Annotated in this window: 28 protein-coding genes; 25 read left to right on the top strand and 3 right to left on the bottom strand. The window is 33.8% G+C overall.

Features of this window, described 5'->3' with window-relative positions; genetic code table 11:
• Positions 1-302: 302 nt before the first annotated feature.
• Positions 303-533, bottom strand: coding sequence for a helix-turn-helix domain-containing protein (locus BUB77_RS02385; RefSeq protein ID WP_073272539.1), 231 nt, complete (start codon positions 531-533; stop codon positions 303-305).
• A gap of 198 nt (positions 534-731) precedes the next feature.
• Here BUB77_RS02385 and BUB77_RS02380 point away from each other — a divergent pair, with 198 nt between their 5' ends.
• The 8 genes from BUB77_RS02380 to BUB77_RS02340 all read left to right on the top strand — a co-directional run bounded on the left by BUB77_RS02380 (position 732) and on the right by BUB77_RS02340 (position 10478).
• A complete protein-coding gene (locus tag BUB77_RS02380) occupies positions 732-1919 on the top strand; it encodes a WG repeat-containing protein (protein WP_073272537.1) in 1188 nt (395 codons plus the stop codon).
• 411 nt (positions 1920-2330) lie between these two features.
• Positions 2331-4610: a leucine-rich repeat domain-containing protein gene (locus BUB77_RS02370; RefSeq protein ID WP_073272533.1), complete on the top strand. Its 2280-nt coding sequence runs from the start codon at positions 2331-2333 to the stop codon at positions 4608-4610.
• A gap of 166 nt (positions 4611-4776) precedes the next feature.
• Positions 4777-5481 carry a hypothetical protein gene (locus tag BUB77_RS02365; protein ID WP_073272531.1) on the top strand — a complete coding sequence of 235 codons (705 nt, stop codon included), beginning with the start codon at positions 4777-4779 and terminating at the stop codon, positions 5479-5481.
• A 152-nt stretch (positions 5482-5633) separates the two neighbouring features.
• Positions 5634-6875, top strand: coding sequence for a bacteriophage abortive infection AbiH family protein (locus BUB77_RS02360; protein WP_073272529.1), 1242 nt, complete (start codon positions 5634-5636; stop codon positions 6873-6875).
• 21 nt (positions 6876-6896) lie between these two features.
• Positions 6897-7940: a toll/interleukin-1 receptor domain-containing protein gene (locus BUB77_RS02355; protein ID WP_073272527.1), complete on the top strand. Its 1044-nt coding sequence runs from the start codon at positions 6897-6899 to the stop codon at positions 7938-7940.
• Between the two features lie 32 nt (positions 7941-7972).
• Positions 7973-9304, top strand: coding sequence for a pentapeptide repeat-containing protein (locus BUB77_RS02350; protein WP_073272525.1), 1332 nt, complete (start codon positions 7973-7975; stop codon positions 9302-9304).
• 36 nt (positions 9305-9340) lie between these two features.
• Complete coding sequence (locus BUB77_RS02345) at positions 9341-9604, top strand: hypothetical protein (RefSeq protein ID WP_073272523.1); 264 nt, start codon at positions 9341-9343, stop codon at positions 9602-9604.
• Positions 9605-9767: 163 nt separating this feature from the next.
• Complete coding sequence (locus tag BUB77_RS02340; protein ID WP_073272521.1) at positions 9768-10478, top strand: hypothetical protein; 711 nt, start codon at positions 9768-9770, stop codon at positions 10476-10478.
• 121 nt (positions 10479-10599) lie between these two features.
• Here BUB77_RS02340 and BUB77_RS02335 read toward each other — a convergent pair whose 3' ends face one another.
• A complete protein-coding gene (locus BUB77_RS02335) occupies positions 10600-11646 on the bottom strand; it encodes a hypothetical protein (protein ID WP_073272519.1) in 1047 nt (348 codons plus the stop codon).
• A 120-nt stretch (positions 11647-11766) separates the two neighbouring features.
• Here BUB77_RS02335 and BUB77_RS30370 point away from each other — a divergent pair, with 120 nt between their 5' ends.
• The 17 genes from BUB77_RS30370 to BUB77_RS02260 all read left to right on the top strand — a co-directional run bounded on the left by BUB77_RS30370 (position 11767) and on the right by BUB77_RS02260 (position 24260).
• Positions 11767-12777 carry a DUF4314 domain-containing protein gene (locus BUB77_RS30370; RefSeq protein ID WP_073272517.1) on the top strand — a complete coding sequence of 337 codons (1011 nt, stop codon included), beginning with the start codon at positions 11767-11769 and terminating at the stop codon, positions 12775-12777.
• Between the two features lie 18 nt (positions 12778-12795).
• The gene (locus tag BUB77_RS02325; protein ID WP_242962339.1) at positions 12796-12987 is read left to right on the top strand and encodes a hypothetical protein; all 192 of its coding nucleotides are present in this window, start codon (positions 12796-12798) and stop codon (positions 12985-12987) included.
• Positions 12988-13223: 236 nt separating this feature from the next.
• Positions 13224-13415, top strand: coding sequence for a MerR family transcriptional regulator (locus BUB77_RS02320; protein ID WP_073272515.1), 192 nt, complete (start codon positions 13224-13226; stop codon positions 13413-13415).
• An 18-nt stretch (positions 13416-13433) separates the two neighbouring features.
• Positions 13434-13865 (top strand): hypothetical protein, encoded by a 432-nt coding sequence (locus BUB77_RS02315; RefSeq protein WP_073272513.1) that lies wholly within the window; start codon positions 13434-13436, stop codon positions 13863-13865.
• Positions 13866-14003: 138 nt separating this feature from the next.
• Positions 14004-14258 carry a hypothetical protein gene (locus BUB77_RS02310; protein ID WP_073272511.1) on the top strand — a complete coding sequence of 85 codons (255 nt, stop codon included), beginning with the start codon at positions 14004-14006 and terminating at the stop codon, positions 14256-14258.
• Complete coding sequence (locus BUB77_RS02305) at positions 14231-15121, top strand: ADP-ribosyltransferase-containing protein (RefSeq protein ID WP_170866559.1); 891 nt, start codon at positions 14231-14233, stop codon at positions 15119-15121. Before BUB77_RS02310 ends, BUB77_RS02305 begins: the two co-directional genes overlap by 28 nt.
• A gap of 131 nt (positions 15122-15252) precedes the next feature.
• Positions 15253-15513 carry a hypothetical protein gene (locus BUB77_RS02300; RefSeq protein WP_073272507.1) on the top strand — a complete coding sequence of 87 codons (261 nt, stop codon included), beginning with the start codon at positions 15253-15255 and terminating at the stop codon, positions 15511-15513.
• Positions 15514-15739: 226 nt separating this feature from the next.
• On the top strand, positions 15740-15877 hold the full coding sequence (locus BUB77_RS29730) for a hypothetical protein (RefSeq protein ID WP_170866558.1): 138 nt from the start codon (positions 15740-15742) through the stop codon (positions 15875-15877).
• Positions 15874-16224: a hypothetical protein gene (locus BUB77_RS02295; RefSeq protein ID WP_073272505.1), complete on the top strand. Its 351-nt coding sequence runs from the start codon at positions 15874-15876 to the stop codon at positions 16222-16224. The genes BUB77_RS29730 and BUB77_RS02295 overlap by 4 nt, the downstream gene beginning before the upstream one ends.
• Positions 16225-16287: 63 nt before the next feature.
• Positions 16288-16422 (top strand): hypothetical protein, encoded by a 135-nt coding sequence (locus tag BUB77_RS30650; RefSeq protein WP_278277701.1) that lies wholly within the window; start codon positions 16288-16290, stop codon positions 16420-16422.
• Between the two features lie 1124 nt (positions 16423-17546).
• Positions 17547-18059: a hypothetical protein gene (locus tag BUB77_RS02290; protein ID WP_073272503.1), complete on the top strand. Its 513-nt coding sequence runs from the start codon at positions 17547-17549 to the stop codon at positions 18057-18059.
• Positions 18060-18139: 80 nt separating this feature from the next.
• Positions 18140-18715 (top strand): hypothetical protein, encoded by a 576-nt coding sequence (locus tag BUB77_RS02285; RefSeq protein WP_073272501.1) that lies wholly within the window; start codon positions 18140-18142, stop codon positions 18713-18715.
• 97 nt (positions 18716-18812) lie between these two features.
• Positions 18813-19547, top strand: a complete 735-nt coding sequence (locus tag BUB77_RS02280) for a hypothetical protein (RefSeq protein WP_073272499.1) — start codon at positions 18813-18815, stop codon at positions 19545-19547.
• Between the two features lie 112 nt (positions 19548-19659).
• Positions 19660-21168 (top strand): hypothetical protein, encoded by a 1509-nt coding sequence (locus tag BUB77_RS02275; RefSeq protein ID WP_073272497.1) that lies wholly within the window; start codon positions 19660-19662, stop codon positions 21166-21168.
• Positions 21169-21279: 111 nt separating this feature from the next.
• Entirely contained in the window at positions 21280-22185 is a 906-nt protein-coding gene (locus tag BUB77_RS02270) for a hypothetical protein (RefSeq protein ID WP_073272496.1), read from the top strand.
• A gap of 335 nt (positions 22186-22520) precedes the next feature.
• Positions 22521-22937, top strand: coding sequence for a hypothetical protein (locus BUB77_RS02265; RefSeq protein WP_073272494.1), 417 nt, complete (start codon positions 22521-22523; stop codon positions 22935-22937).
• Positions 22938-23042: 105 nt separating this feature from the next.
• On the top strand, positions 23043-24260 hold the full coding sequence (locus BUB77_RS02260) for a hypothetical protein (RefSeq protein ID WP_073272492.1): 1218 nt from the start codon (positions 23043-23045) through the stop codon (positions 24258-24260).
• A 174-nt stretch (positions 24261-24434) separates the two neighbouring features.
• Here BUB77_RS02260 and BUB77_RS02255 read toward each other — a convergent pair whose 3' ends face one another.
• The gene (locus BUB77_RS02255) at positions 24435-25787 is read right to left on the bottom strand and encodes an HD domain-containing protein (RefSeq protein WP_073272490.1); all 1353 of its coding nucleotides are present in this window, start codon (positions 25785-25787) and stop codon (positions 24435-24437) included.
• Between the last annotated feature and the right edge of the window lie 80 nt (positions 25788-25867).

Below are 25867 nucleotides of genomic sequence, written 5' to 3'. Positions count from 1 at the left end.
TCAACCTTTCAAGGCATTGGGAATTTCAAAATCATCGGTACCTGGTATTTATGTTGTCATTGTAAGCAAATTACACTTTCCCAATAAAAAGTTCGCAAAAATGACACCCTATTTAGCCAGTAATAATAAGAAAACTCTCTCAAAAAAAGGTAATGAGTAGGTTATCAAAGGAACATTCCAATAAGGGTATTTCCTTGCCTTTGTGGGTAAAACTCCCTCTCCATTTCGTAAATTTTGCAGATTGTAACAAAGGGTGCGGGCATGAAAGATGACCGCACCCCGTTGGTCATCCCGTGCTATGGTTAATCAAATACTAAAAACTTATAAGGTTCAATCTCCAATGCCTTTGCAATCCTAAAAAGTGTATCAAGAGATATAGGCTTAAGTATATTGGGTGCCTCAATCTGACCAATAAAAGATGTTGCAACTTCGAGCTTTGCAGCAAGCTCCTCTTGGGTATAACCCTTAGTTTTTCTATAATATGATATTTTTAATCCAATTCGGATATAGTTATCTCTGAATTCTTCTTGCATTTCAATATACCTCCCAGTACCTATAATTTTATTGAGTTGACGGGCAAATTGTTATTTGATAAACTTGTAATAAATATTACTGTATGAATAACATTTATTATTTGTTGGTGTATTAATGTAAAAAGAAGGAGGGTAGTTAAAGCTATTGGAATCAAAAGAAAAAACAGAAAAGTATAAAGGGAAAGGGAAAACAAATTTATGAAAAAAATTATGTCACTATCATTAGCAATTATGCTTTTAGTAAGCATAATACCAGCAATGCCAGCGCAGGCAGCAACACAAACCATTACATATCTAACAGAGGCAGTGTATGATTCAATTGGAGTCTACTCAGAAGGTTATGTATGGGTAAAACAAGGCGATACCTTTAAGTATTTAGATGCAAAGGGTAAAGTGGTAATTGATTTATCAAATAAGAAATATGTGGGTAAGAACGAATATATAGCCGAGGTTGGGGATTTCCATGATGGTTTAGCCTTAATTGCAGTAGCAAAAGAAGCAACTGAGGAAGACTTTGAATATGACCCATATCGGTATTATATTGATACAAAGGGTAATATTGCTCTTAAATCAGCGCAAATTGAAAAAAAGCCAAGTGGTTCACCTAGAATTAGTCCTACAGCAATCAGTGGTTTTTTTAGTCCTTTTTCTGAGGGTGTAACAGTAACAGATACCAGACCAGAGGATGGCAATGTAGCAATTATCAAGCCTGACGGTAGCGTTAAATGGTATTCAGGTTCAATGGATTATTACTGGTATACACAGGGTTTATTGTGCGCAGGTAGTTATGTGGATGGTGAACTGCTATGGGGATATGTAGATAAAACTTATAAAAAGGTAATCTCATATAAATATGAGGAAGCAAGACCATTTAACCAAAACCTTGCCCCAGTAAAGATAAAGGGTAAGTGGGGATTTATTAATAAGAGTGGTAAAACAGTAATAAAAGCACAGTTCGAGGACTTTGGGGTACAAGACAAAACCTACTCCTACCAAGTATTTAATGATGGACTTGCAACGGTTAAAAAGAACGGTAAATGGGGAGCAATAGATAAAAAAGGTAAGACGGTTGTTTCCTTTAAATATGATAATCCAGTAATCTTTAGCAATGGTTTGGCTTGTGTAAAGGGTAGCGATGGAAAGTATACCTATATTGATAAAAAGGGTAAAACAGTAATCAAAACTAAGTATGCAGATGCTAATTACTTCTCAAAAGATGGTATTGCTATAGTTGGTAACAACGGTACATATAAGCTAATTAATTCAAAGGGTAAGCAGATAGGTACTAAGACTTGGAAATTTGATGGTACCAATGTTTCCGGCATGACCCCGGACATTCTCAAGTATAAGATAGGTAATAAGTGGGGTATCGCCAAGATAGGCTAACATTGTATTCCTCATAATATGGCGCCACTTCAAGGAGTGGTGCTTTTTCAAATCCTAAAAGCACCCCGCATCATGTTATAATATTGGTATATAGAGGAAATGAGGTTTGAAAGGTTGATAATAAACAGTTTTGTATCAAATAAAAAATTGGTGTTGGATTTTAGCAATTTTATAGTTTCAGTAGATTGTAGTAATGCTATCACAAGGGTAGGCTTTGATGAAACAAATTGTAGCCTGATTTTAAGTACTTTGGAGGGTTGCAAGATATTGAACATTGAAGCATTGCTTTTAAATCAGTATTCCTATGATACCGAGATTATAGGCTGCTTAATTCCTAATAGTAATGATATAAAGCTGTACTTAAAGACTATCAAATCAATAAATTGGCTGGGTGTTATAGGATAAACAGAATTGGGTAGTAATAAAGGATATATTGTAGAGAATGGAAAATGTGGCATAATTGTAGTTAATAAATGGGAAAGGGTAAGGGAGAAACAAATGAAATTGAAAAGGGTAATTATCGCTATTGTAATGATAGCACTGTTGGTAGTTGGTGGTTTACCCCCAGAATCAATCCACGCTGAAACAGTAAGCACTGGGAGTACTGCATCCATTGATAGCGCAGTTGAGGGTGTTAGGGCAAAGCTTACTGCAGTGCAGGCGACAGTGGCAATTAATGTGGTAGATACAGACAAAATTACAGATTTGGCAACAGAGGTACTTAATCTCGCAGATATGGTTGAGAGTATTGCTACAGTTCCTTCATCGGTGGTAAGCTTGTTAACTGAACTGGATGAAGTCGCAGGTAGGATACAAAATTTAGAGAATGATTGGGTAGAACTAGGACGGTTAACTGCAGCAATCCAAACTTTGAGGGTACAACTAATCCTTCATAACTCCATTGAAATGCCAATAGACACAAGCATTATTGATAATTCAAACAGTTCACAGAATAATGGTTCTGTGATAAATAATAGTGATAAAGTAACTTTTTATGATGAAAATTTAGAAGCTGCAGTCCGTGAAACAATTAATAAACCAGAAGGTGTCTTAACAAAAGAAGATGTTTTGAAAATTACTGAATTGGATGCCAGTGACCGATATATCGAGTATTTAGAGGGTATTGAGGAATTACAGAATCTGAAAAAATTAGATTTGGGACGTGGAACTAGTATTTTTAATAGTAATAGATTTGAGAATCTATGGGCTCTTAACGAACTAAAGGGTTTAGAGGAGTTAAAATTAGATGGGAATATCTATCTTGATGACTTTGATGCGTTAGAGAATTTAACAAATCTCAAAGTGCTTGATATTGGAACAACATCCATAAATGACATTACAGTACTAAAAAATTTGAAAAACCTTGTAGAGTTAAACTTATCCAAAAACTATATAACAGATATAAGTGCATTAGAAAATAAATCAAATTTAGAAACTCTTATCTTCGCGAATAATCATCGTAAAATAAAAGACCTTAGCGCATTAAAAACATTGAAAAGTCTGAAAGTGCTTGATATAGAACGAATTGACGCCGAGAGCTTAACAAGTATATCAGGGTTAATAGGACTTGAAAGTTTAAATATAAGTGATACAGGACTTAAAAATTCAACTATAATCAAAAGGCTTACCAAATTAAAAGTATTGGATATAAGCTGGAATGATATAAAAAACGCAGATAATATTTCCCTGCTTACAGATTTAACCACGTTAAATATAAGTGCTACTGATTTGGGTGATATAAGCAATCTGAAAAAATTGAATAAATTAAGAAAACTAGAATTACAATCATGTAGTGAGACCACAATGAAATCATTAAAGGCCTTGACTCAGGTTACAGACTTAAATTTAGAGTATAATTACTTAAAAAATTATGACTCTGTAACCTACCTGAAAAATCTCAAATCTTTGAATTTTATGGGTACTAGCCTTAAGAGCTTGGATTTCCTTAAAAACTTAAAGAAATTAGAAGTATTAAACCTTACATCAACTAGTACAACAGATATTAGTGCCTTAGCTGGATTGACAAATCTTAAAGTTTTAGATGTGTCAAATTCGACGACAAATCACAATAGTATAAAAAATATCTCATCTTTAAAAAAATTGACAAAACTAGTGAGTTTGACTATAGTTTGTGATGATGAATTAACAGATATCAGTGCATTAAAAAATCTAAGAAATTTGAAATTGTTGGAAATAGAGATTCAAGGTGTAAGTGATATTGGCTCTATGAGTAACCTAAATAAATTACACTCCTTAACTATAAAGGGTAAAAATATAAAGAGTTTAAATGGTATAAAGGGATTGCAGAAGATAGGATACTTGGACCTTAATTGTGATAAAGTAAAAGATTTATCTCCTTTAAATGGCTTGAAAAATCTACGAACTTTGATTTTGTATGGTAATAATGTTAGCAGCTTAAAGCCACTAGCATTATTGGAAAATCTAAAATCCATAAGTTTGGCCGGTACCAAGATGACAGATATCTCCCCTATTAAAACATTACCGAAACTAGTTTATTTAAATATTAGAGGTGTTAATTTTAAGAGTTTTAAAGCTATGTGTAATCAGATTGATGGTGGATTCAAAGAAGTGCGTTATATATGGGTAGGTTATGGATTGGTTAAAAGTGAAAAAATAAAAGACTTAGAAAAACTTTTACCAAGCCTAAGGGTAACAGATTTCTCACATTAATATATATATATATCAGATGCATAAGCGGGGCAAATCCATTAGATTTGCCCCGCTTCATATAATAAGCAAATTCTTAAATGTAATAGTATTATAAATGCTAAGAAGTGGTATATACAGGCTGTAAAATTTGGTATAATGAAATTAAAAACAGGGATAAGGTGAAAATATGAATAAAGTACTTGATTTGATTCAGCGAGATTTTTTAGTCTTTTTAAAAGATTTGTTGGGTGAAGCCGATGTTGATGAAAGAACAAATAGCAGCGTAAGGTTTTGTATAAAAGTAGGAAGAGAAAGTTTTGTGGTTGAAGTCCATATGTCAGATAGGGAGAATTATGTGGCATTAACTAATATAATGTTGCCGAACTCAATGAAGGGTAAAGGTGTGGGCACAGAAATAATAAGAATACTAGCTAAACAATGTAAAGATAATGGTTATGATTTGTATATTACAGTTATCACAAATCCACAGTGGATTGAAGGCTTAAAAAAGCATGGTGGGGTATTGACTTCTGAGGACTGTATCTATATAGATAATGACAAATGGCTTGAGAATCATAATGAGAAGAAATTCAACTTTGTTAGGGTCGATGGTGAATTTGTATTACAGGATGAGGTTGAAAAGTATAAAGAACTGAAAAATGTTTGTTCAGATAAGGTGATAGAATTATTCAAAAGGTGGGATGCAGTAATAGATATAAAAAGAGGGGATAACAATGAAGTTAAAACAATAATAGCTGATGCAAATGAGATTACTTATTGGGTAGATTTTAATGATAAAACTCTTAAAATAATTAGTAAATTAATTGAGGAAGATTCTTTAGAGCAATATATTAAGACAAATCAGTTCATAGGCTCAATGGTAGGTTTTTAATACAGTTGAGGTAATAACAGGCAGCCAAGGATTGGCTGCCTGTTATCTTTCAAAAAGAGCAATATATGTAAAATGCTGCAATAAAAGTATTTATTAGAATGTGAGAATCTGTTATACTGGAAGAAATATGTAATAAAAGGTCGGTGAAATAAATGGAAATACTAGTGATAGGAAATGGCTTTGACCTTGCGCACCATCTACCAACCAAGTACTCTGATTTTCTTGAATTTATAAGAGTAATCCGCGAGGTTATAGATAAAGGTAATGATAAAGTCAACTGGGGTAAGTTGAATCCTCTTATTCAGATTAAAATACAAACAAACTTGGCAAGTGGGTTTGAAACTATTATAGACAATAAAAAATATTGGTTAGATTGGGTAGGAGATAATATATGGGTAGAGTATTTCAACAAAAACCAGACTTTTATTAAAGAGGGTTGGATAGATTTTGAAAGTGAGATTGCATCTGTTATAAAGTCGCTCGATGAAGATATGCTTGAATCAGATGGTAAAAGAGTTTCTTTATTTAGTGATATGATAAAACTCAGTAATGCATTCTTATCAGAATATTATAGTGATTATTCATTCACAGTACAAATGATGGACAGCAGTAACAAAAGTATTACCTTTAAAGAAATTAGAGACAGATTATTTGATGACTTAAACAAACTAATTCGTACCTTAGAATTTTACCTTATAGAGTATGTTGGAAAAATGGATACCAATATTGTATCACCTGATATTAAAGGTATTGCTCCTGATAAGGTATTAAGTTTTAATTATACAAATACCTATGAGAAATTATATGGAAAAGGGAAGCAGATAGAGTATGACTTTATACATGGTAAAGCAGACCAATACCGTTCTGCCGAGGATAACAGACTAGTTTTGGGCATCGATGAGTATTTGCCGGAAGAAAAAAGAAATAAAGATATAGATTTTATAGCCTTTAAGAAGTTTTACCAACGAATACATAAAGAAACAGGTTGTATGTATAAGGAGTGGGTAAGTAAAATTCATGGTGAGTATGTAGATTATGTGTATTCATTAAGAAATTCTATAAGTCGAGTTTCTGAATTTGTAGATGATGGTATACCATTTTCCTTCAAACAGCAGGATGCTTTGAAATTATTAAATAGTAAAATGGAAAATCATAATGTATATATTTTTGGACACTCGTTAGATATAACAGATAAGGATGTTTTGTGTGATTTGATTCTAAATGAAAACGTGCAAACCACAATCTTTTATTGTAATAGAAAAGTATATGGTCAACAGATTGCAAATTTAGTGAAAGTTGTCGGTCAGGATGAGCTAATTAAAAGAACAGGTGGCTCAACCAAAACAATAACTTTTAAGCAGCAAGCAGATATGGTAAGTGCTGCTAAAAATTAATTTTAAGATGGGAGATAATTTATGACAGAAATATTTATATCTTATTGTCAGAAAGATAGCAGTTACATAGATTTAATGGATTCATATTTTAATGCTAAAGATATTGTTCTTCGTAGAGATATAAGAGAGATAAGCCCTTGGAAAAGCATCAAAGAATATATGCAAACAATTAGAAACACCGATTATGCTGTATTATTAATTTCAGATAAGTATTTGAAATCATTCAATTGTATGTACGAAGTATTAGAAGTAATGAAAGAACAGAATTATAGAAACAGAATATTTCCGGCTGTGCTTGAAACTGGAATATATGATACTTCGTGCAGGGTAGAGTATGTTAAGTTTTGGCAGGATAAATATAAGGAATTGGGTAATCAGATGTCACAGATTGATATGGTTAATGCATCTGGTCTTATTGATGATTTAAAGAGAACACAGAATATTGCAGCATCAATGAGTGAATTTCTTGCGTTGGTAGCTGATATGAATAATCCAAGCATATCAGATATCAATACGGCAATAGAAAATAAATTAAATGAATATGGAGTGATTGGAAAGGCATCAGGAGTACCACAAAGCAAATGTCAACCGGTCCATGATATTTTTTCTTCGTTGAATATTCCAAGGGTAAATGCGATGACAGAACCAACTGACTTAGAAAAGAACCAATTTATGACTGATAGCTTTATAAAGATTAATGAGCTATTAGAACAACTATGCGAGCAGCTTCAGAATGATATTAGTAGTATCAAAGTATTAGTGAACCGGGTAGATGCTAAAAATGTTATGTATCGATTTTATGCAAATGGTAATCAGGTAAGGGGATTAAAATTATTTTTAGGGAATATCTTTGGTGGCAGAGATATGAATATAGGTATTTCTACTGATATGCTTTTGTCTGGTAACAACAACTCTTTTAATGGAATGCTTTCGTTGAAATTTGAAAAAGGACAATTGTTATTATATGCAATGATGTCTATGTCTATGAATCAAAGGACAATGACAGTAGAAGAAGCGGTAAAGGATATTTGGGAAAGCTATATACAACCATATTTAAATAGATAAAGAGTGTTGTAATGGTTCGCTGGAGGTTCATATTGAAGATAAATTATAAGAAAGAAAATAAGAAATATGAGAATCAGATTATTGAATATCGTAAGGTGACTGAGGAAGTAAGGGTTAAAGAAAAAATAGATTTAGTTAAGAGTAATCATAATAAAGAAGAAGTAACTGAAACACCGCATGAGGTATTATTTTGGGATGTGAAAATAAATAATCTTCATTGGAGTCAAGACCCAATAGAATTACCAAATAAGACTTATTCCTTTGTCACATTTACCAATACTAAATTTGGTAAGAAAGCTATTCTATCAGAGGATGATATGTATGAGCAAGATGCTACATTTTGGAATGTTACATTTACCAATTGTGAGTTCCAAAATATAAGATTTGTTAATTGTAGATTCTTTGGATGTAAATTTATCAGTTGCAAAACTAATGAATTGGGGATTGTTTTTGAGGATTGTTACTTTTGTAAAACTTCTATCGGTCATAATGAATTAGTTGATTTTGAAACCAAAATAGTCTCAACTGAATTTAAAGATTGTTGGATTACAGCTAAGTTTAGAAGATGTAAAATGGAAAATTTTTTATGGGATAATTGTACCTTGATGTTAACTACCTTTAAGGAATGCTCTCTGATGAATGCTATATTTACAAAGTGTGGATTTTACTCTGTAGTTTTAAATGAAACAGATATAGCGGGAATGGGTATTATTAAAATGAAGAAAGCAGATATTGAGTTTTATGGTAATTATAAGGATAGTGAATTCCATAAAAGTACATATATAGATTTGATGAGCTATAAAGATGTATCTACGAATAAGCAAATGAAGAAAATAGATTTGAGAAATTCTAATAAAAGCAATGCATCCGATTTATCAAAGATGTACTATACCCTAGTAAATAGTCTGCAGACAAAAAATGTAGATATTGATTTCTTAAGTGAGTATAGATATCAGTACCAAAAGCATCATATGATTGAAAAGGACAAGTGGTATTCAAAAACATGGGATTTTGTAAGCTGGGGACTCTGTGGCTTTGGTGAAAAAGTATTTCGTTTCTGTATTTGGTTAATGGTATGTGCAGTTGTATTTGCAATAGGTTATATGTTTACTGGGATACAATTTCAAAATGAGAATATACAATATGTGTTTATTGGTGGCAATCCTTTTGATTTTATTCAAACAATAAAAGACTTTGGGGTATGTTTTCATTTTAGTGTGTTAACTTTATCAACAGTAGGATATGAAATTGCATTACCTCTTGGAAACATCACTCATATATTAACGACAATCCAAAGTTTATTAGGGCTAGTATTTATAGCGATTTTTACTTCAATTATGATTATTAAGCTAATAAGACAATAAATATAAAGAGTGTGAAAGAAAGGAAAGGTGATTGTTATGGATATTGAATTATACCGTAAAAATCTTGAAAAGGATGAGAAAATAAGTAGTGAAGATGGTATAAAATCAAGAATTAGTCGAATACAGAATATTGAGGCTATATTTGGCGTTGACGTGGATAAAGCAGTAAAAGATGACGGCATAATGCTAAATGCTCTTACAATTATTAAAAACAGTAAGGTTCCAAGACCAGATAATTATAGCAATGCATTGAGAAAATACTATCTATATGAGAACGGTAAGGAGTTTCCAAGAACATAGTAATAGTTAAAAGATTATATACTTATGATAGAGGGGCATTAGTATTTCAAATGCTCCTCTATCTACCCTTCGAGTTTATTGTATTCTTATTGAACAGATACACCCTTTTAGTGGACACCTAATTTTACTTTATTTATCAAACAGTAAAAGAGGGTGTTTTTAAATGCACGAGGAAGTCAGTAAAGTCAGTATGCTATGCGTGGTTTTGTTTGCCTTAGCTGTAATAATCAGCTTGGGGTATGTAGTTTTTGTTTCAGCCAAAGGGGTAAGTGATAATCTAGTAATGGATACACAGGCATCTTTAACCACAATAACTCAGGCTGATTTAGAGATGTACGACCAAAATGAAGTATCCGGCACAGAGGTTATGGACGCATTTTATTTGTTTCAGGGTAGGCCAATCGCAATCTTGATACACAATTATTCTATGGAAAATGGTCTGAAAACCAATGTAACAGAGGATAATGACCCTGATACAGTAGACCCATCTCCTTATGCAATTGAAATTGAAAGGGTAAAGGCTGGCACCGAGACTATAGAGAAGATACAATGCCTAAACTATAATGCACTCTTGGTAAGCGATGAGCAAGGTACTTTGCCAAAAGAGTTGGCTAAGACTGGGGTAGTTGTAGCAGACGGTTCTCAGGGTATTCTCACTTTGAATAAGGAAAAGGGTTATACAGCAAATTATAGTTTTGCAATAGATTTGGATGAGGAATCAGATGACAAAGGACAAATACGTAAAAATTACGGTGTAGGCGGATTTCAAGCAAAAAATACTTGTGAGTATATCCCTTCTGGCGCAAGATATAATGCATCTTTAATAAGGTTTACCGATGGGACAATTATGGGAATTGTCTTTATTCAAAAATAGTAGAATTTCCTAAATTACTTTATTTTAAATAATAAACGCGATATAATATCAGTAAGGGGTTATGTGGTAAATTATGCTACATAAAAGACAAAAGGGCTTACTTAGAAGCCCTTTTATCTTGTCAAAATAAACCTACCTCAGCTAAAATTCTGTTGTGTTCTTCTAAATCTAATTCCTTAAAACAAAGATTTTCTTTTAAGGGTATCAAATCTTCAATTAAATCCTCAACCTGCGGGTAAATCTGCAAATCTGGAAAATACATTGTAAGAGAGTTACTGCAGTACTCAATTATAAGTCGTGTGGGTAATTTCCTAAAGCCTTTTTCATCTAGTTGGCAATAATCTAGTACCAGTTCTTTTATATATGATAATTCATCATATTTATTAAGAACATCAACCCGGCTAATATCAACATAAGCGGCATAATAACCATTGTCACAAAACCCAGATTTAATGTATCGCACACCCCGTGTATTTGGGTTATACCAAGCAGATACAGTATTATCACCAAGGCAGATAAGCGGGTCCGAATGCGAACCCATAATAAAGTTGTCAGTAGGCTTTCTAAGGGTAGGAGCAGAAGAAAGCCTGCTATACCTTATATTCTCTTCGAAAAACCATTGCCACATTTTAGTATACTCTTGACCATCTAATCTAACAGGGTATTTCACAACACAAGGTGTACCATCTTTGTAACATAGCCGGCCAATGCCGGCCCGTTCCTCATGGAGCAGCTCGCCAAGGAAATCTATTGTATATTCAAGTCGGTCAGATTTACCTATCTCATAAAGCTCTGTATCGCGGCTTATTATATCAGCCCATACTTTGGGGTAGGTATCAAATAGCCCTGTGAGTTCTTCAAAATCACAATCAAATCTATGCATAACAGTAGAGATTATCCTTGCAGCCACTTGAGTAGCAAAAGCACTGTCCTTATCCTTATTGGGTATTCTGCTTTCTGCATTTAAGCCTCTTTCCTTCATTAGTTCTTCAAAACACTGCCTTGCATCTATCTGTAAATGGTCATTCCTGGCTGCATACACCCGGTTTCTTGTGTATGACCAATACCACAATCCTATTGCTTGTTTTCTATGAATCTGCGACTCTCGCATAATAATTTCAACTATATTGCCATCTAAAATCATTTTACCTATATCTTTAACATCCATAGTCACCCGCACCTCCTCAATTTGGCCAATTATAACTCCATGCCTGTTATAACTCAAGCACCCGTTTACACAATTTGGCGCATTCGATACAATGAGACCAAAGAAAGGCAGGTGCATGTAATGAAACAAATAGAAGAAGATTTAGAAGATTTAGAAGATTGGGACATAAGTGAGAGAGCCGACCAATGCTGTATGATACTCATTGATTTGTATTTTACAGTGGTAAATGTAGGTGGTGAGATAAGATTAAGGGTATCACTAAAAGAGAATGAAAATGCTTACTTGGACTTGTATTTAAGGGGTAAGCAGTATTTTGAGGTTTGCCGAAGGAAAGATATAAGTGATACAGACTTTTGGAGAATAAAATTTGATGTCGAAAGAAATCAACAGTATCTAAAAGATGCAGTAAAAGGTAAAAAAGACCTTGTAGAAGCTATGGGAAATAAAGATTACATTGTAGACAAGAAAACAGAAAGGCTACCTATCTCTATGAAACCAGAAGAAATAGCAAAGGTTAAAAATGATTACCCTAAAAATGCAGTGATTATACTTACAGAGGATATGTATTCCGATGGTGTACCTGAAAAAGATATGAATAAGAATCTAACTGGTAGGGTATCTTTTGTCGATGATGCCGGGCAAATCCATGTGAAATGGCAGAATGGTCGAGGATTGGCTTTAATACCTGAGGTAGACCATTTTCAAAAAGTTGAAAAGTTTACAAAAGCATATGATTTAATGAAAGCGGTCTTTGAACGGATGGAAGAGGATAATAATGAGGGTAGACCTTCACTAGGATATTTTGATGAACATTATAAGGTTATATCAAAGATTAGGATAGCCGATAGTTGGATATCTGGCAGTACTTATCAAGACACCTCAGTTAGTAAAAAGGAGTTGGAAAAGCAAGTAATATCAGGCTATTGGGTATTTACACATTCTGGACACGATGGTGATTTTTCTGCGAGATGCTTACTGACATATGACGATGCTTACTATGTAGTATCTCACCTAATATTACAAGATAAAGGTGTTGAGGGTATGGGGTATTTTACAGATATTCTGATTATACATAATACTGAGGTACAGTTTTATCTATCTATTTACAATAAAGGCCAGATTAAACTGTGATGGAAAGGAGGCGGTAGCATGATTGAAAAGCCAATATGCCGATTAATAGGTGAGGATGGTAATGTTTTTAATTTGGCAGCAAGAGTAAGCCGAACCTTAAAGGATAATGAACTTCCAGACCAAGTCCAAGAGGTGTGGGACAAATTAAAAGAATGTGAATCCTATGACCATGCATTGGAATTATTTATGCAGTATGTAGAAATTGAATGAGGCACCTAACGGTGCCCCGCATCCACAATTAAATATTTTACCAGTATAAGAAAGTGTTGAAACCAAAGGGTATTCGGCACTTTTTCTTTTTACAGGATGGGCAGTTGAACATCCTTGACCTACACATACCAATACAAACTTACACATATATAAACAAACTTGCACACAGTTTTATGGACAGAAAAAAATATAATAAGTGAAAGCAATAAAAGGTTATGAAAGGATAGGTGGTGGTGATGCAAGAGATGGTAGGAATCGGTGTGGCAGCAAAGTATTTGGGAGTAACAACAAAAACAATGAGAATTTGGGAGGATACAGAGGGTTACATAACCAAAGGCAATGTAACTATTAAGGTATATCGCACCAACGGTAAAATCAGAAGGTATGTTGTAGAAGATTTAGAAAGATTAAGACAAGTAAGGGTGTAAGAAGAAGGAGGAGTTGTTATGGTTTTGAAATCAAATGCAGATAAGAGAATATATAAATGGATAGTAATTATAGTATTAGCTATGGTTTTACCGATTTGTGTAACAGTTAATGAAATACCTGTATTTGTTATTAATGTGCTTGTTTCTATATGTATAGTTTCTTTTTTTACAAATGATAGAAAAAGAAAAATATTGGAGAGAGCCTATGGGTATAAGTCAGAATGGTTTGAAGCTGCTGATATGAAAGTGATAGAAACAGGGAAAGTATCGAGAAAAGTAGCATTTGCAATAGGAAAGGAAGAAAATAAAGAGTTGGGTACTCAAAGTAAGTATTCCATTATTTTCTCAAAAGGAAGAAAAAAGCTTACAGAATATAACCGAACTTTTGAGGGTAGTTCTTTTTCAGAAGTAAGTGATTATTTGGATTATGTAGCAGAACAGATTAAGTAATAGTTTGACCAAATAAAAGTTTTTGGGTACTAAATCAAGAGTTTTCAGTGAAAAAATTTGATAAAACCGAATTTTAAAGGAAGCCAAAAATAACGTGCTAATATAGCACTATAAAAACTGAAAGGTAGGTATTGTATTATGAGAGGAATTGTAGAATTAAAGAATGTTGAATTGGAAGCACGAAAGTTAAAGAGAGGTCAGTTGTTGCCGGACGGTATTTATAAGACTTATTCTGCTGATGAATTTGAGTATGAGAGAATCTATGTTATTAATGGTAGAGTGGTTTATTCGACCCCAAGTGAATCTCAGGATTTGGGTAAAGCAACAAAGACCAATCTTATACAGCAGATAAGAGAGACAGATAAGTGGCGCAAGCAGGTAATGGGATACTAATACATAACCCACCAGACCATCAAAAGTTTGGTGGGAACACAAACAGAATATTTGGAGGAGTTATAAAAATGAGATTTTTAGCAAAGTTAAGAACAGCAAATGCTCCTGAGGTATATTGCATTTTTAATGATTATGACTTAGTAAGAAAGAATGGTGTAAACCAAAATAATGCAGCTAAGTTAATGTTTTACAAAGCAGTATATAATGTTGCAGAACCAGTAATGAAAAGAAATACACCACTTATGCGTGAAGATTTTGAGGTTGTATCAGTTGAAGAGTGGCCGGAAACAGAATCCAGAGTAGTTAGAGGTAATAATAAATTTATTGGTTTTGCCTACAATGTAAAAACAAATGAAAGTATGAATATTGGTGTAGATACAATGAGTGGTGTAAAATCAGCTTATAACAGGATAATTGGTTCGTTGAGTAAAAAATGTGATACAGTGGTAATTATTTATCAGGGTAATAACTTTGTAAAAAACGATGGTTTAGCAACTAAGAATACAGTAGATGTAAAGAAAACATTTTATCACGGAACGGACGCACAATTTGAAACTTTTGATGTAGTTAAAACACAGCCCGGATTTTGGTTTACAGAGGATAAAGCCTATGCAAGCACACACGGAAAGTACTTAATCAAGGTTACATTAGATATAAAAAAGCCGTTAGACCTTGAAAAAGTAGATATTATGAAACCATTCGAAAAATGTTTTAAAGGTAAGGATTTCAACGAGAGTTTGGTATTTAGCAAAACTTTTAGAGATTACTTAGTGAATGAAAACTATGACAGCCTAATGTGGAAACATCACGGATTTTACACAGTTGTAGTTTTCCACTCGAAGCAAATCGGACTGTTTAACTAGCATAATTAAGGATTTTGAGCAGGTAGCCGAGGAAGTAGCAATGGCATTAATGTAATTAATATTCCACCAGCCCTTAATGGTCTGGTGGGTACTATATCTATAACAATAACAGAAAGAAAGAGGTATTTATTATGAGAACATATTTAAAAGTAACACAATTTTTAGTTTTAGTAGCAGCGATAATTTTAGTTGCAGTTGTAGGTTTTGGTGCGTTTGTGGGTATTGGTAGTTTAACAGCCTGCACCGTAGCAGTAGCTTTTGGATTTATTGGATGCCTTTACATAGTGCCAGCAATTAAGTTCCAAAGTAAGGCAGTTGCCAAGGTAAAACCTCTTGTAGATGCATATCTACAAGAAAGCTATATAGAGTTAATGGCAAAGAAACAGGCATAAAGAAATAACTAAAGGACTTGGTGCTTTTGAAAAATTGTATCAGGTCCTTCTCCTAAGGGTAGATAATTTCTTTTAGGTTGATATAAAGAGATAATTTACATCGGATGGACACATAGAAAAATAAGTGGTCATAAATGGGGACATAAAAAGAAAAATAATTAGAAGAGTTAGTTAAAAAATTTCGGGGCGATGATATTGGAAAGATATTAAAAGAAGGAACTAGAAAATGATAAATCTAAGACTCTTTCTGTTCTTTTCTATATTGCCCCCTATTAAGAATTTGGACGAGTGGGGAGCAATCCCCAAAGTCAGTAATATGGAGGATAAGATTAAATGGGACACCAAGAGAGTTTTATTAGAATGAATAAATCAAAGGATTTCAATTCCTTAGTATCAGTAATAAGAATGCAGGGCGAAGCCCGTTTTGAAGAAGCCACACCAGTAGTGGTAATCACATTGAACAAACCTATCAGAGGTAATCTTCTATACCAATGTGACCCCTCAAAGTATCATTTTAAAGCCGGAGAGCAGTTTGTATACATAAGTGGTGAGCGAAGCGGTCAGAGAAGTGCATGGGATTTCTTTGAGAACTGTGAGGGTATTGATGACTTGTATTTAGAGGATTTAGAGATTTACTTTGCAGAGTGTTTTCCTGTAGAAGAAATCTTTGAAAATCCAGAATTTGCAACTTACGAGGATTTTCCGTGGTAGTAATTAAGCAGTAAGGGGCAACTTCGTTGCCCCGCATCTATATAAATGAGGGAGTTGATAATAATGGCAGAAAGCAAAACAATATCAGAAATATTTGAAGATGCAATACCATTAATGGATTTGATAAGGGACAGGGTAATTAAACAGTATGAAGATGAGGAAGAACGCGGTTATGTAGAATTTGAAGTAATCCTTTGATAGAGGGCAATCCGGGGGCGAAGGCGAAGCCGAGCCAATAGAATAAGAAAATATAGTGGAAGATAAGCAGCCTATTGTTTATCTTCTTTTTCTTTACCATCCAATATCAACCAACCAGATAGCGGGGCATTTGTTTCCAAATGCCCCGCTATCATCAAGATTAAGCAAAGTAAGAAGTTAAGCATCAGAGGTTATATAAGAAACCCTTACTTTCACATTAGTAATAAGCAAATTCCCTCTTTCATAATGACTTTTTTACATAATCAACAGCCTGTATATTCAGCAATAATAAGGTGTTTAACCAATTCCAATATAATCTCCTTTCCCAAGGGAGGAACATTTCAATGTCTACTTTAAGTGATTATTGCTGATAAAACCCCTCTTTCACTTCGCAAAAAGTATTCCTCTAACAGGGTAGAAATGTAGTAATCACAAGGTTTTGTAAAAAGGTTGTTATTTCACTTGGACTAAGCTGTACCAGTAAAAACAGGGTTTTAGATTAATATTCTAGTATTTCTAATTTTCCCAAGTGAAAGTTCGCAAGAACGAGAGCCAATTTATGCTCTGTCTATAAGGTTTTTCAATGCTAAATAGGTAATGTATCTGAAAAGGGAGTGTATACTCAGACAGAGGGTTTATGTGATTATTGTTACATAAACACCACCTCAACTTCGCAAATTCAAGCATCGAAAGTAGCAAGAAAGACTGTAATCAGAGGATATTAAGAAAAGCATTGATTTTGCACTTGGACTAATGTGTATCAGTAAAAACAGTCTTTCTTCTTACAATGACAACAAAATTAATTTTCCCAATAGAAATCTTCGCAAGAATGACAAGGTAAAAGAATTGATTTTACAATGTTTCAAGTACATTAAAAGGTAATGTATCTGAAAAAGGAGAGTATGCTCCAACAGGGTATATAAGTTGTATTAAGGGGTAAATCGCAGTGTTGACTTCGTAAAAATAGTAAATAGGAAAATGGGTAGACCGGGCGGCGAGCTTGCGAGCCGGGTGATGTTAATAGTAGAAAAAATATATAAAATGAACATAAACAGAACAGTTGGTCATAAAAGTGAGCAGTTAAATCCACTTTTATTATAAAAATCAAGTGGAGGATACTGATTATGAAATATACAATAAACAAGGGAACTGAAGGAATCCAAGAGGTTTTAGTAAGAGCGAAAGAATATAAGTTATCAAGATATATAAGGGTAACAGAGTGTAAGCTGGTAAACCTTTTAACCTTGGTTAACTATTTAGTTAGGGTGGAATATGAACTGGTAGAGGATACTGAGATAATTGTGAATCTAACTGTAAATGCAAATTATAAAGATAAATTTTTACCTAAACCAATTAGGGTAATAGAGAATGATTACTTGAACATTATGGACTTGCTTAGATTGCCTGAGGATGTATTACCTTTTGTGACTGCATTACTTTTAGATAATAATGAGGACTGTACTGACCTGTTTAGTACTTTGCTGTCTGCCTATGCCTATTCAGTAAGAAATGGTGCACAACCTAAAGTGAGTGATTTAGTAGGTCTGCAGACTATTTTGACAGTATCAAATCAAGCAAAACAACACCTTGCAGAATTAGATGAAGCAATAGCAGAAATAGTAATTAAAATGATATAAGGGTATCAATCCTTTAAATATAAGCAATTTGTAGAGCAGGTGGCACCTACGGTGCCCCGTTCTTATAGGAGGAATCTGTTATGGCGAAAGTAAAAGCAAAAGAAGTGGAATCAGTATTAAGTAGTTTGGCAGATAGTTTGGTTTATACAAAAGGCTCAATTAAGCCTTTACTTGATAATAAGTTAATAGATGCCTTGTTAAAGCTGTATGCAGAGGGAGTAAGTGTAGATACAATGTCAAAGGCTCTGAATTATAGTAAGGTCTTTATATTGGTTAATTTGGGTATCAATAGACCTGATGACCAGAGCCGAGAGGAGTTCTTTGGTGAAGATATTGAGGTCAAATCCATAGGAGCAGGTATAAGTTTTATCCTTTCAGAAGCCTTTGAGGAAGATGGAATAGCTTATATAGCGCATCTATTGGAAGAAGATAAGAGTCGTGCTTATTATGTGATTACAATGGGATATGAGGGAACTGAAACAGAACCAAGCAGTGTAACTGTAATGGGTAATGTCTGTGGTGCTGAAAAGAGTACTTTGCTGATGTCTTTATTTAAGGATGACAAGGGAGTGCTAGAGAATTTAGAAAAACTAAGTAAGTCATATAAAGCAGTAGAACGCTTTGTTACGGAAGAATTAAGAGCTGGGGTATTATAATAACTAGATAGCCAAATTGTAGCAGTCCGGGCAAATGGTTTCCATTTGCCCCTGCATCAACAATCTAAGCAACCCGTAAAAATAGGAGGTATTGAAAATGCAAACAATAAAAGAAAAAGTAGCCCACTGCAAGGAAACTTTAAAATCAAATGGTATTGAGATAGACAAGCTCAATCGTCTCTTTAGTGATTCTAACTTAAAGGCAGTACTAACAGACCTTATAAATGATGGTAACAGCATAGAAGTATTAGCAAAAGCATTATATAAGCGAAAGAAAGGGTATAGAGGTTATCAGTACATAGATGTAGTAAGACTGTTGGATATGCGAAGACCTCAGGGTACGGGATTAGAGGAATATTATGGTAAGCGAGGTTTTACAGTATCTGATGAAAACCTATATATGATAGCAAGTGGTGTAGATAGTTTGATAGATAACCTATATCAAATATTTCTTTTTGAAAATAAAGAAACTCGCTTTCATTATATTATTACTATTAGGTATAATAATCAGACCCAAAATGAACCAATGGGTCCAATACAAAGTATTTTAGTTGAGGCTAAAATGGACGATGGTGAGAGAAAAGTGTTTTTGCCAATAACTGAGGGTTTACTTGATTTCAAAGGATTACTTTCACTGGGTATTAAAGCACCCGAAATGCTTTCATTTGTAGTAAGTTTTATTATGAACGAAAGAAGTGCGAATACAGAGTTATTAGAGCAAAAAGTAAAGAAAATCATAGATAATGATAATGCTTATATGGGTAGTGCAGATGAATTAGAAGTGTATAGGCAGATAGATGCAATTATAAAGAGCTGTCTGTCTTGGAGTTAATAGCAATTGCAGTCAATGGAGCCGGGTTCTTACTAACCCGGCTCCCCGTTATCCCGCTTGTAAATCAGTAGGTAACGCGTTAATCTACAGATAAAAATAGGAGGCCAAAGCTATGAAAATTGTAGAGATAGCAGAAAGAATACTTAATTGCCGGAAGGAATTAGAACCTTATGATATTGAAAGTAAGCTGACAACACATAAGGAAATTGGTATAGAAGTAGTCGAAGACAATGAGGTGTTAGAAAAACTAAGAGAGTTGCTTAATCAGGGTAACAGCATTGATATATTGGCGAGTGCTACAGACCTTAGCAATGGGAGTATTATAGTAAGCCTTAATCTTAAAAGACCAACCGGGGTAGATATTGATGCTTATTATGGAACAGATTTTGAATTTGATGTGTATCCTACAAGACCTGATTATCTGAGATGTATTTCTTCAAAAATTAAGTTTTATACTTGTGCTCGCACTCATACAGATGTTTTGGAAAACATAGAGACCTTAGATAATTATGTGATTTATGGGGTTGTCGATGGCGATACTTTAAATTATATAAATCTATTAGTTCGAGAGAATATTAATAACAATGTTACTTATCATTGGGTAATTAAAGATAACCAATTATCTATAAGTAATCTATTGGGATTATGTGAGGACATTGCTCTTATTATAATAAACAAAATTGTTATTTTTTCTAGTAATATAAATGAACTACAGGAAATCTTATTTAATAACCTGAATGAAACCATATCTGATAAAGATAGAAGTAGATTACAAACCTATATAATAATGTTTGAAGAAAGAGATTTTGATTATCTGGAAGATGGTACAGAAAGTGTAGCGGATTGGTGTGACAAAATTGACCGAGAGAGAAATAAGGGTACAATTTGTCCAAATACAGATGATGTTGTGATTATAACAAATTGCTTACCTTTTGATAAATCTTTAAAAGATTGTATCAAAGTTATGGATGCTTTGGGTGGTATTCAGTTTTATGATAGTCAACATAATGCTGAATTAAGTTTTACACAGCATAAAGCATTACAAATGTTGTATGCAGAAGGGTATACAAACCTTTCTGTTTTATCGCAAGCATCAGAAAATAGTATTGGCAGCCTTTTATGGGTGTTAGAGATAACAAGACCAATAGGATTAAGTAAAAAGGACTTTTGGGGTATAGAAAGCAGCGAGATTGTAGATACCTTCAGCGAAGATTTAGACTTTATCTGTAGCAGGATAATTGATAAGAACGGTGTTAGGTATATAGAGTATGTTGTTGAAAATTCCAAGTCTTTAACCAATTATACATTGACTCTTAAAGTCTGTAATGATACTGTCAACTCTGCTGAATTATTTATTAACACAGCAACCGATAGACATTACATATATTTGCAGAATAATGTAAGATTACCGTTTTCAAGGTATGCAAAACTAAATGTCCAAAAGAAAAATCAAAAAGAAATAATCCCTTTTATATGTACTGTAATCAAAAGAGAGGCGAAAGAAACAGCAAATCAAATGGCTTTAAGGTGCAAAAAGTATTTACAAGAGGGTAAAGCCAGAAAGAATGTTTTGGAAGCAAGTAAGGTCATATATCAATACATTACCGGGGAGACTGAGTAGAAGCGATAGGATGGCAAAGAATAATTAACTTACCATCCTATCTACACCCTGCACCCCGCTTGATATCATCCCCAAAGCGCGTTATTGTACAACTAAAAGGAGGCCGAGCCTATGATAAAAGATAAGAAATTAATAGATAAGATTGAACAGATAGAAGAATGTAAAAGGGTACTGCAAGCCTTTGGTGGCAGAATGATTGAACTTAATGACAAATACCTGGTCCCGGACGAAGTAATGTTGGAATCACTGAATACATTGTACCTTCAAGGGTATAGCATAGAAGTGATAGCGAGGGCAGCAGGATTAACGATGGCTAAGGTTCTAAAGGTGCTGGGTATTGATACAAGAAAGGATTTCAGAACCAAGAATGCCTTCTACGGGAAAGTAATCCCAGATAAGGACATTGAGGAATATATTGACTCCTATCATAAAAAATTGGTCTGTATACAAAAGGAAACCTCCCGCACCATAAAAGGAACTATCTTGATAGAATATATATTGGAGAGCAAGTATGACCACCTAATTTATGTGGTAACTGCAAAATATGAGGAAAACATTGAGGGTAGACAGAAAGAACCGCTTCCTTCAGATGGATTTGATAAGGAAAGGTTTTATAAAGAAGTAGCCGATAACTTGGTTAACCTGAAATTAGATTATTATTTTTCAGGTAAGCGCAGAATTATTAAAGATGGTGAGATGGATGCCCTTGCAATCCTAAGTTTAAATGATATTATTCTTCCTTTTGTACTAATGTTAATTTATGAAAATTATCATGGAAAAACAGATGAATTATTTGATGAATTGGGTATCTTAGCAGCAAAGCAATTATGTGACCGCAACCAAAAGTGTTTTTACAATAACCTAAATCTTTGTCATGATATTCTTGTAGAGGGCAGCCTTTGGACACAGGCCCAAGAGGAGTATGAGAAAGCAGTAAGAGAGGGCAAAGCCAAGGGTATTATTGTTCCGGGTGTAATCCCAGGCACCGAAACCATCAATAAAGAAATAACTGAATAATTAAGCAGTATGCAGTCCGGGGCAAGTGTATAAATCACTTGCCCTCTTCTCTTGCCCCGCATCCCGTTCTACTGGTAGGAAATTTTCTTTTGTTGTATTTACAGGCTTTTTAACATTGGATGGACAGTTGAAGAATTATTGGACATAAACACTTGCTGATTTAACTAAAAAGTATAAGGAGAGGGTTAGTAAAATTGTTAAAGAAAATCTTGCTCCGGGGAATGTTGTTATAAAGATGAAAAGAGTGAGTAGAAAGATAGATTACATAAGGGTAGTTTGGAAATAGGTTATATGGTATATGGCAGTGATAAATGAACACTATGGAGGATAAGATTATGAGATATGATATAAGAACAGAGAAACCTACAATATATAGAGATGGGACAGAAGCTAATTTTATTTATGATTTGTTTGATATTGTAGAGTTAGATAATGGTAGAGTAGGTATAGTTACAGGATTTCATCCACAGATAGATAATGGTTATTTTTTAGAAGTCTATCGTGTATATGGTGATAAGATTGATTTGGGTTTAGCTGATTGGTATTACACAGTAGATTGTAATATAAATAAAAATGCATCTATTATCCAAAAATTAGACCAAAATACTGCGAGAACTTTATTTTTAGAAAAGCTAATAGAAGCACTTGAAGAAGAGCAAGAAATGATAAGAAAGAGTTGGAATAATAACTTTTATGAGATATTTAAAGCTGATAATGAAAAAGATATTGCATTTATAAAAAGCCATATGTAGAGCCAGAAGGTAATGGGGCGAATGAACATTCGCCCGCCCTTATCCCAATTAGAGTAAACGAGAGTCCCGGACAACAAGATTATAATTAGAAGGGTAGTGTATAGTATGTTTATAGTAGATTTTAAGAGACCTGACGGGACACTAATTCAGGCAATAGTAAAGGCCGATAATGAGGAAGATGCAAGAGTAAGAGCATCTTTTAATTTGAGTAATATGGCTAATGGATTAAGAAAAAGTGCCATAGAATATTTTAGAGATAGGCTGTATGATTTTGAGGATAATTGGGAATTTGTGAAGGATGAGAAACAAAATTTTAAATTAATCAAAGTAACTGAGTTCAATGATAATGATTTGGAACTTAATTTAATAAATGGATTATCAAATCTACCCTATGGTAATAAAAGCTACAGAGTAACTGTGCTTGATGGTGGTTGTTTTTACTATACTGCAAATAACGTTAGAAATTTCGAAGAGGCTTATACTAATGCTGTTATTAATTTTTATAGAACAAAACCTGTTGAAGGATTTGTTTTTGAATTATGCCAACCATATAAGGTTCATAAGGATAGGGTAAGAATAATTGAGTATGAGTATGAGGTTGGTAAAAATAATTATTCTGTAGTAATGGAACAATATGCTGATTACTCAAGAATAAGTATGCAGCATAATGCAGCAGGAATGACATTTGTAGGTCAATCTATGACGATAGAGAAGATGTTGGGTAAGTTAATCTCTAAAGGTACAAAGGAAGAAAAAGCAATTCAATTAATAAACCATATGCTTAAAATAAACCAAAATACTTTTGTTTGGGATAATTCAGATATTAAAGTGGCCGACAGAAACGAAAGGTTTCATACTAAAAGTGCATTTGAAGATTACCTTAAGTATGAAAATGTAATAGATATTACACATCAAAAGTCTGTATACATTGATTGGAAGGCAGTCGAAGAAAAACAAAAGAAACTAGATGAATTTGAAAGTGCTAAACGAGATTTAGGTAATACATTAGGTGAGTTATTCTATGAATTTGAAGAGATAATGTCAGAAGAGGAAAAGAATATTATATACCAAATGTATCAAATGTATAAAGACCTTCATTTTGGTATAGGTTGGGGTAATTGTAATCATGAATACCCAGCAATGCCTTGTAAAGCGTTGGATTTGGATGAAAATGACGATGATAATTGGGGTATTCGCTTTGAAGATTTCTCCTTTGAATACACTTCCAATGACACCGAACCACAAGTAAACCCAAAGAAGTCCACCAAGCCAAAATCCACTAAATCGCAGGCCTCAAAGGGAAGTAAGAAGAAGGGTAAATAGGCGACAAGACAGGAAAATAATATGGGTAATGTAATATTTACATATATATAGCATAACAGTACGATAGAGGGGCGAATGTAATTCGCCCCTCTATCTTTAAGCATTGCCCCGTTGCCCCCGTAGCAACCGTAGTAATCAATTGCAGATAAGAGCCTATGAGCATTATTCAAGGTATTACAGCATTTTTTCAATTTTTCCTTTAAATAAGCCATCTACAATAAAGAGCAACCGCCTTGATTCAGCAAATCTCAGATATTCAATATCAAACTCATATCTATAGTTGTTAAATCGCACCCGGTCAAGACAGTCAGCATCCTTAAAAATTTTATATAAATGTACTGCTCTGTTTTTATCACTAATCAGGGTATTCTCAGTGATTCTGGATATGCCTTCCTCATCCGAAATACAATGGTATCTAATAATATCCTTAGCAATCAGCAGGTTTTCATATGACAGGTCAAAGGGTAATACATCTAAATCATCCTCTTCTTCAAGTCTGTTAACACTTTCATATCCATGGTTTTCATCAACCCCGTCATGGCACCGGCCAGTGTCGTGGAAAATGCTGCAGTATGCAAGAATCTGTATGTCCTCAATATCTTGTACTTTAAGGGTATCAGCAACCATAAGGCTGTAAAATAGCACTCTGGCAGTATGAGAAAAATCGTGGGAATCGCCAGTAAACCAATCAGAGTCAATGAATCTACCATAACCGTTGTAATAAGGGTAATGCTTATTAACGAGAGATTGTAAAGTATCCTGACTGCAAGGTTCAAGGTCTAATAATTTAACTTCTTTAAGGTTTCCATATCTTACAATCACCTCTTTTTCATTTCTATCATCAGTATAAAATAGTATGTCCTCAGGGTAAACAGTTGCAGTAGCGATAGCCTGACCATAACCAAATCTGGTGGCAAACCAAAGTGCAACATTGAGGTCAGTAGTCCAAGAGTAAGAGTTTTCTAATGGTGTACTTTGAGTTCCTATACCTCTGTATATAGTAAGCGGCTCAGTGATTTCAGTTGGCTGGCAGAATTGAAATACATAATCAAGAACAGCCTTGCCCCATATTTCAAATCCAAAATCAAAGTCAGTGTAAATATCAAGCCATACCTCTGCCACTTGGGTAGTCTTGATGTCTTTGTATCTACGATGGAAGTCATAAACCTTTAAACTAGTAGGTACAAAAAGATAAAAGCATAGATAGTCTTGGTTATCCAGTAATTCTTTGATTTTATCTTTACTAGCATTGATTCTTTCAGGTAGCTTCATAAATTCGAGCATACCTTTCTCAAAGACAGTGCAATCAATATAAATCCCATTTTTGTAATCTATATAAAAACAATTCAGCATCTTACTATCAGTAACGTAAAAGTTGGTTATATCTAAACCTAAATCAGTAATGTATTGAACAAAATCAGAGTAAGTCCAACCCTCACATTCAAAGGGTTGGAAAAGTTCTTCTGTAATTTGATTTACTTGGTCTGTAACTCCGTTGGATGCTTGCATAACATCTACAATATTCATATGTTCTCCTCCTTGGGGTATCTTACAGATTATAACATAATGCTATGGTGGATATCAAATAGAAAACGAGAGCGAGCCGA

The organism is Anaerocolumna jejuensis DSM 15929 (genome assembly GCF_900142215.1).
Taxonomy (GTDB): Bacteria; Bacillota; Clostridia; order Lachnospirales; family Lachnospiraceae; genus Anaerocolumna; species Anaerocolumna jejuensis.
This window is presented reverse-complemented; position numbering and strand designations above follow the sequence as displayed.

Bases quoted from the DNA above. Each gene is read 5' to 3' on its own strand.
- BUB77_RS02310 (WP_073272511.1), top strand. From the start codon at position 14,004: ATGAGAGGAATTGTAGAATTAAAGAATGTTGAATTGGAAGCACGAAAG.
- BUB77_RS02355 (WP_073272527.1), top strand. From the start codon at position 6,897: ATGACAGAAATATTTATATCTTATTGTCAGAAAGATAGCAGTTACATA.
- BUB77_RS02340 (WP_073272521.1), top strand. From the start codon at position 9,768: ATGCACGAGGAAGTCAGTAAAGTCAGTATGCTATGCGTGGTTTTGTTT.
- BUB77_RS02365 (WP_073272531.1), top strand. From the start codon at position 4,777: ATGAATAAAGTACTTGATTTGATTCAGCGAGATTTTTTAGTCTTTTTA.
- BUB77_RS02265 (WP_073272494.1), top strand. From the start codon at position 22,521: ATGAGATATGATATAAGAACAGAGAAACCTACAATATATAGAGATGGG.
- BUB77_RS02385 (WP_073272539.1), bottom strand. From the start codon at position 533: ATGCAAGAAGAATTCAGAGATAACTATATCCGAATTGGATTAAAAATA.
- BUB77_RS02260 (WP_073272492.1), top strand. From the start codon at position 23,043: ATGTTTATAGTAGATTTTAAGAGACCTGACGGGACACTAATTCAGGCA.
- BUB77_RS02285 (WP_073272501.1), top strand. From the start codon at position 18,140: ATGGCGAAAGTAAAAGCAAAAGAAGTGGAATCAGTATTAAGTAGTTTG.
- BUB77_RS02315 (WP_073272513.1), top strand. From the start codon at position 13,434: ATGGTTTTGAAATCAAATGCAGATAAGAGAATATATAAATGGATAGTA.
- BUB77_RS02255 (WP_073272490.1), bottom strand. From the start codon at position 25,787: ATGAATATTGTAGATGTTATGCAAGCATCCAACGGAGTTACAGACCAA.
- BUB77_RS02270 (WP_073272496.1), top strand. From the start codon at position 21,280: ATGATAAAAGATAAGAAATTAATAGATAAGATTGAACAGATAGAAGAA.
- BUB77_RS02380 (WP_073272537.1), top strand. From the start codon at position 732: ATGAAAAAAATTATGTCACTATCATTAGCAATTATGCTTTTAGTAAGC.
- BUB77_RS02360 (WP_073272529.1), top strand. From the start codon at position 5,634: ATGGAAATACTAGTGATAGGAAATGGCTTTGACCTTGCGCACCATCTA.
- BUB77_RS02300 (WP_073272507.1), top strand. From the start codon at position 15,253: ATGAGAACATATTTAAAAGTAACACAATTTTTAGTTTTAGTAGCAGCG.
- BUB77_RS02280 (WP_073272499.1), top strand. From the start codon at position 18,813: ATGCAAACAATAAAAGAAAAAGTAGCCCACTGCAAGGAAACTTTAAAA.
- BUB77_RS02275 (WP_073272497.1), top strand. From the start codon at position 19,660: ATGAAAATTGTAGAGATAGCAGAAAGAATACTTAATTGCCGGAAGGAA.
- BUB77_RS29730 (WP_170866558.1), top strand. From the start codon at position 15,740: ATGATAAATCTAAGACTCTTTCTGTTCTTTTCTATATTGCCCCCTATT.
- BUB77_RS30650 (WP_278277701.1), top strand. From the start codon at position 16,288: ATGGCAGAAAGCAAAACAATATCAGAAATATTTGAAGATGCAATACCA.
- BUB77_RS02345 (WP_073272523.1), top strand. From the start codon at position 9,341: ATGGATATTGAATTATACCGTAAAAATCTTGAAAAGGATGAGAAAATA.
- BUB77_RS02290 (WP_073272503.1), top strand. From the start codon at position 17,547: ATGAAATATACAATAAACAAGGGAACTGAAGGAATCCAAGAGGTTTTA.
- BUB77_RS02325 (WP_242962339.1), top strand. From the start codon at position 12,796: ATGATTGAAAAGCCAATATGCCGATTAATAGGTGAGGATGGTAATGTT.
- BUB77_RS02295 (WP_073272505.1), top strand. From the start codon at position 15,874: ATGAATAAATCAAAGGATTTCAATTCCTTAGTATCAGTAATAAGAATG.
- BUB77_RS02320 (WP_073272515.1), top strand. From the start codon at position 13,224: ATGCAAGAGATGGTAGGAATCGGTGTGGCAGCAAAGTATTTGGGAGTA.
- BUB77_RS02335 (WP_073272519.1), bottom strand. From the start codon at position 11,646: ATGGATGTTAAAGATATAGGTAAAATGATTTTAGATGGCAATATAGTT.
- BUB77_RS30370 (WP_073272517.1), top strand. From the start codon at position 11,767: ATGAAACAAATAGAAGAAGATTTAGAAGATTTAGAAGATTGGGACATA.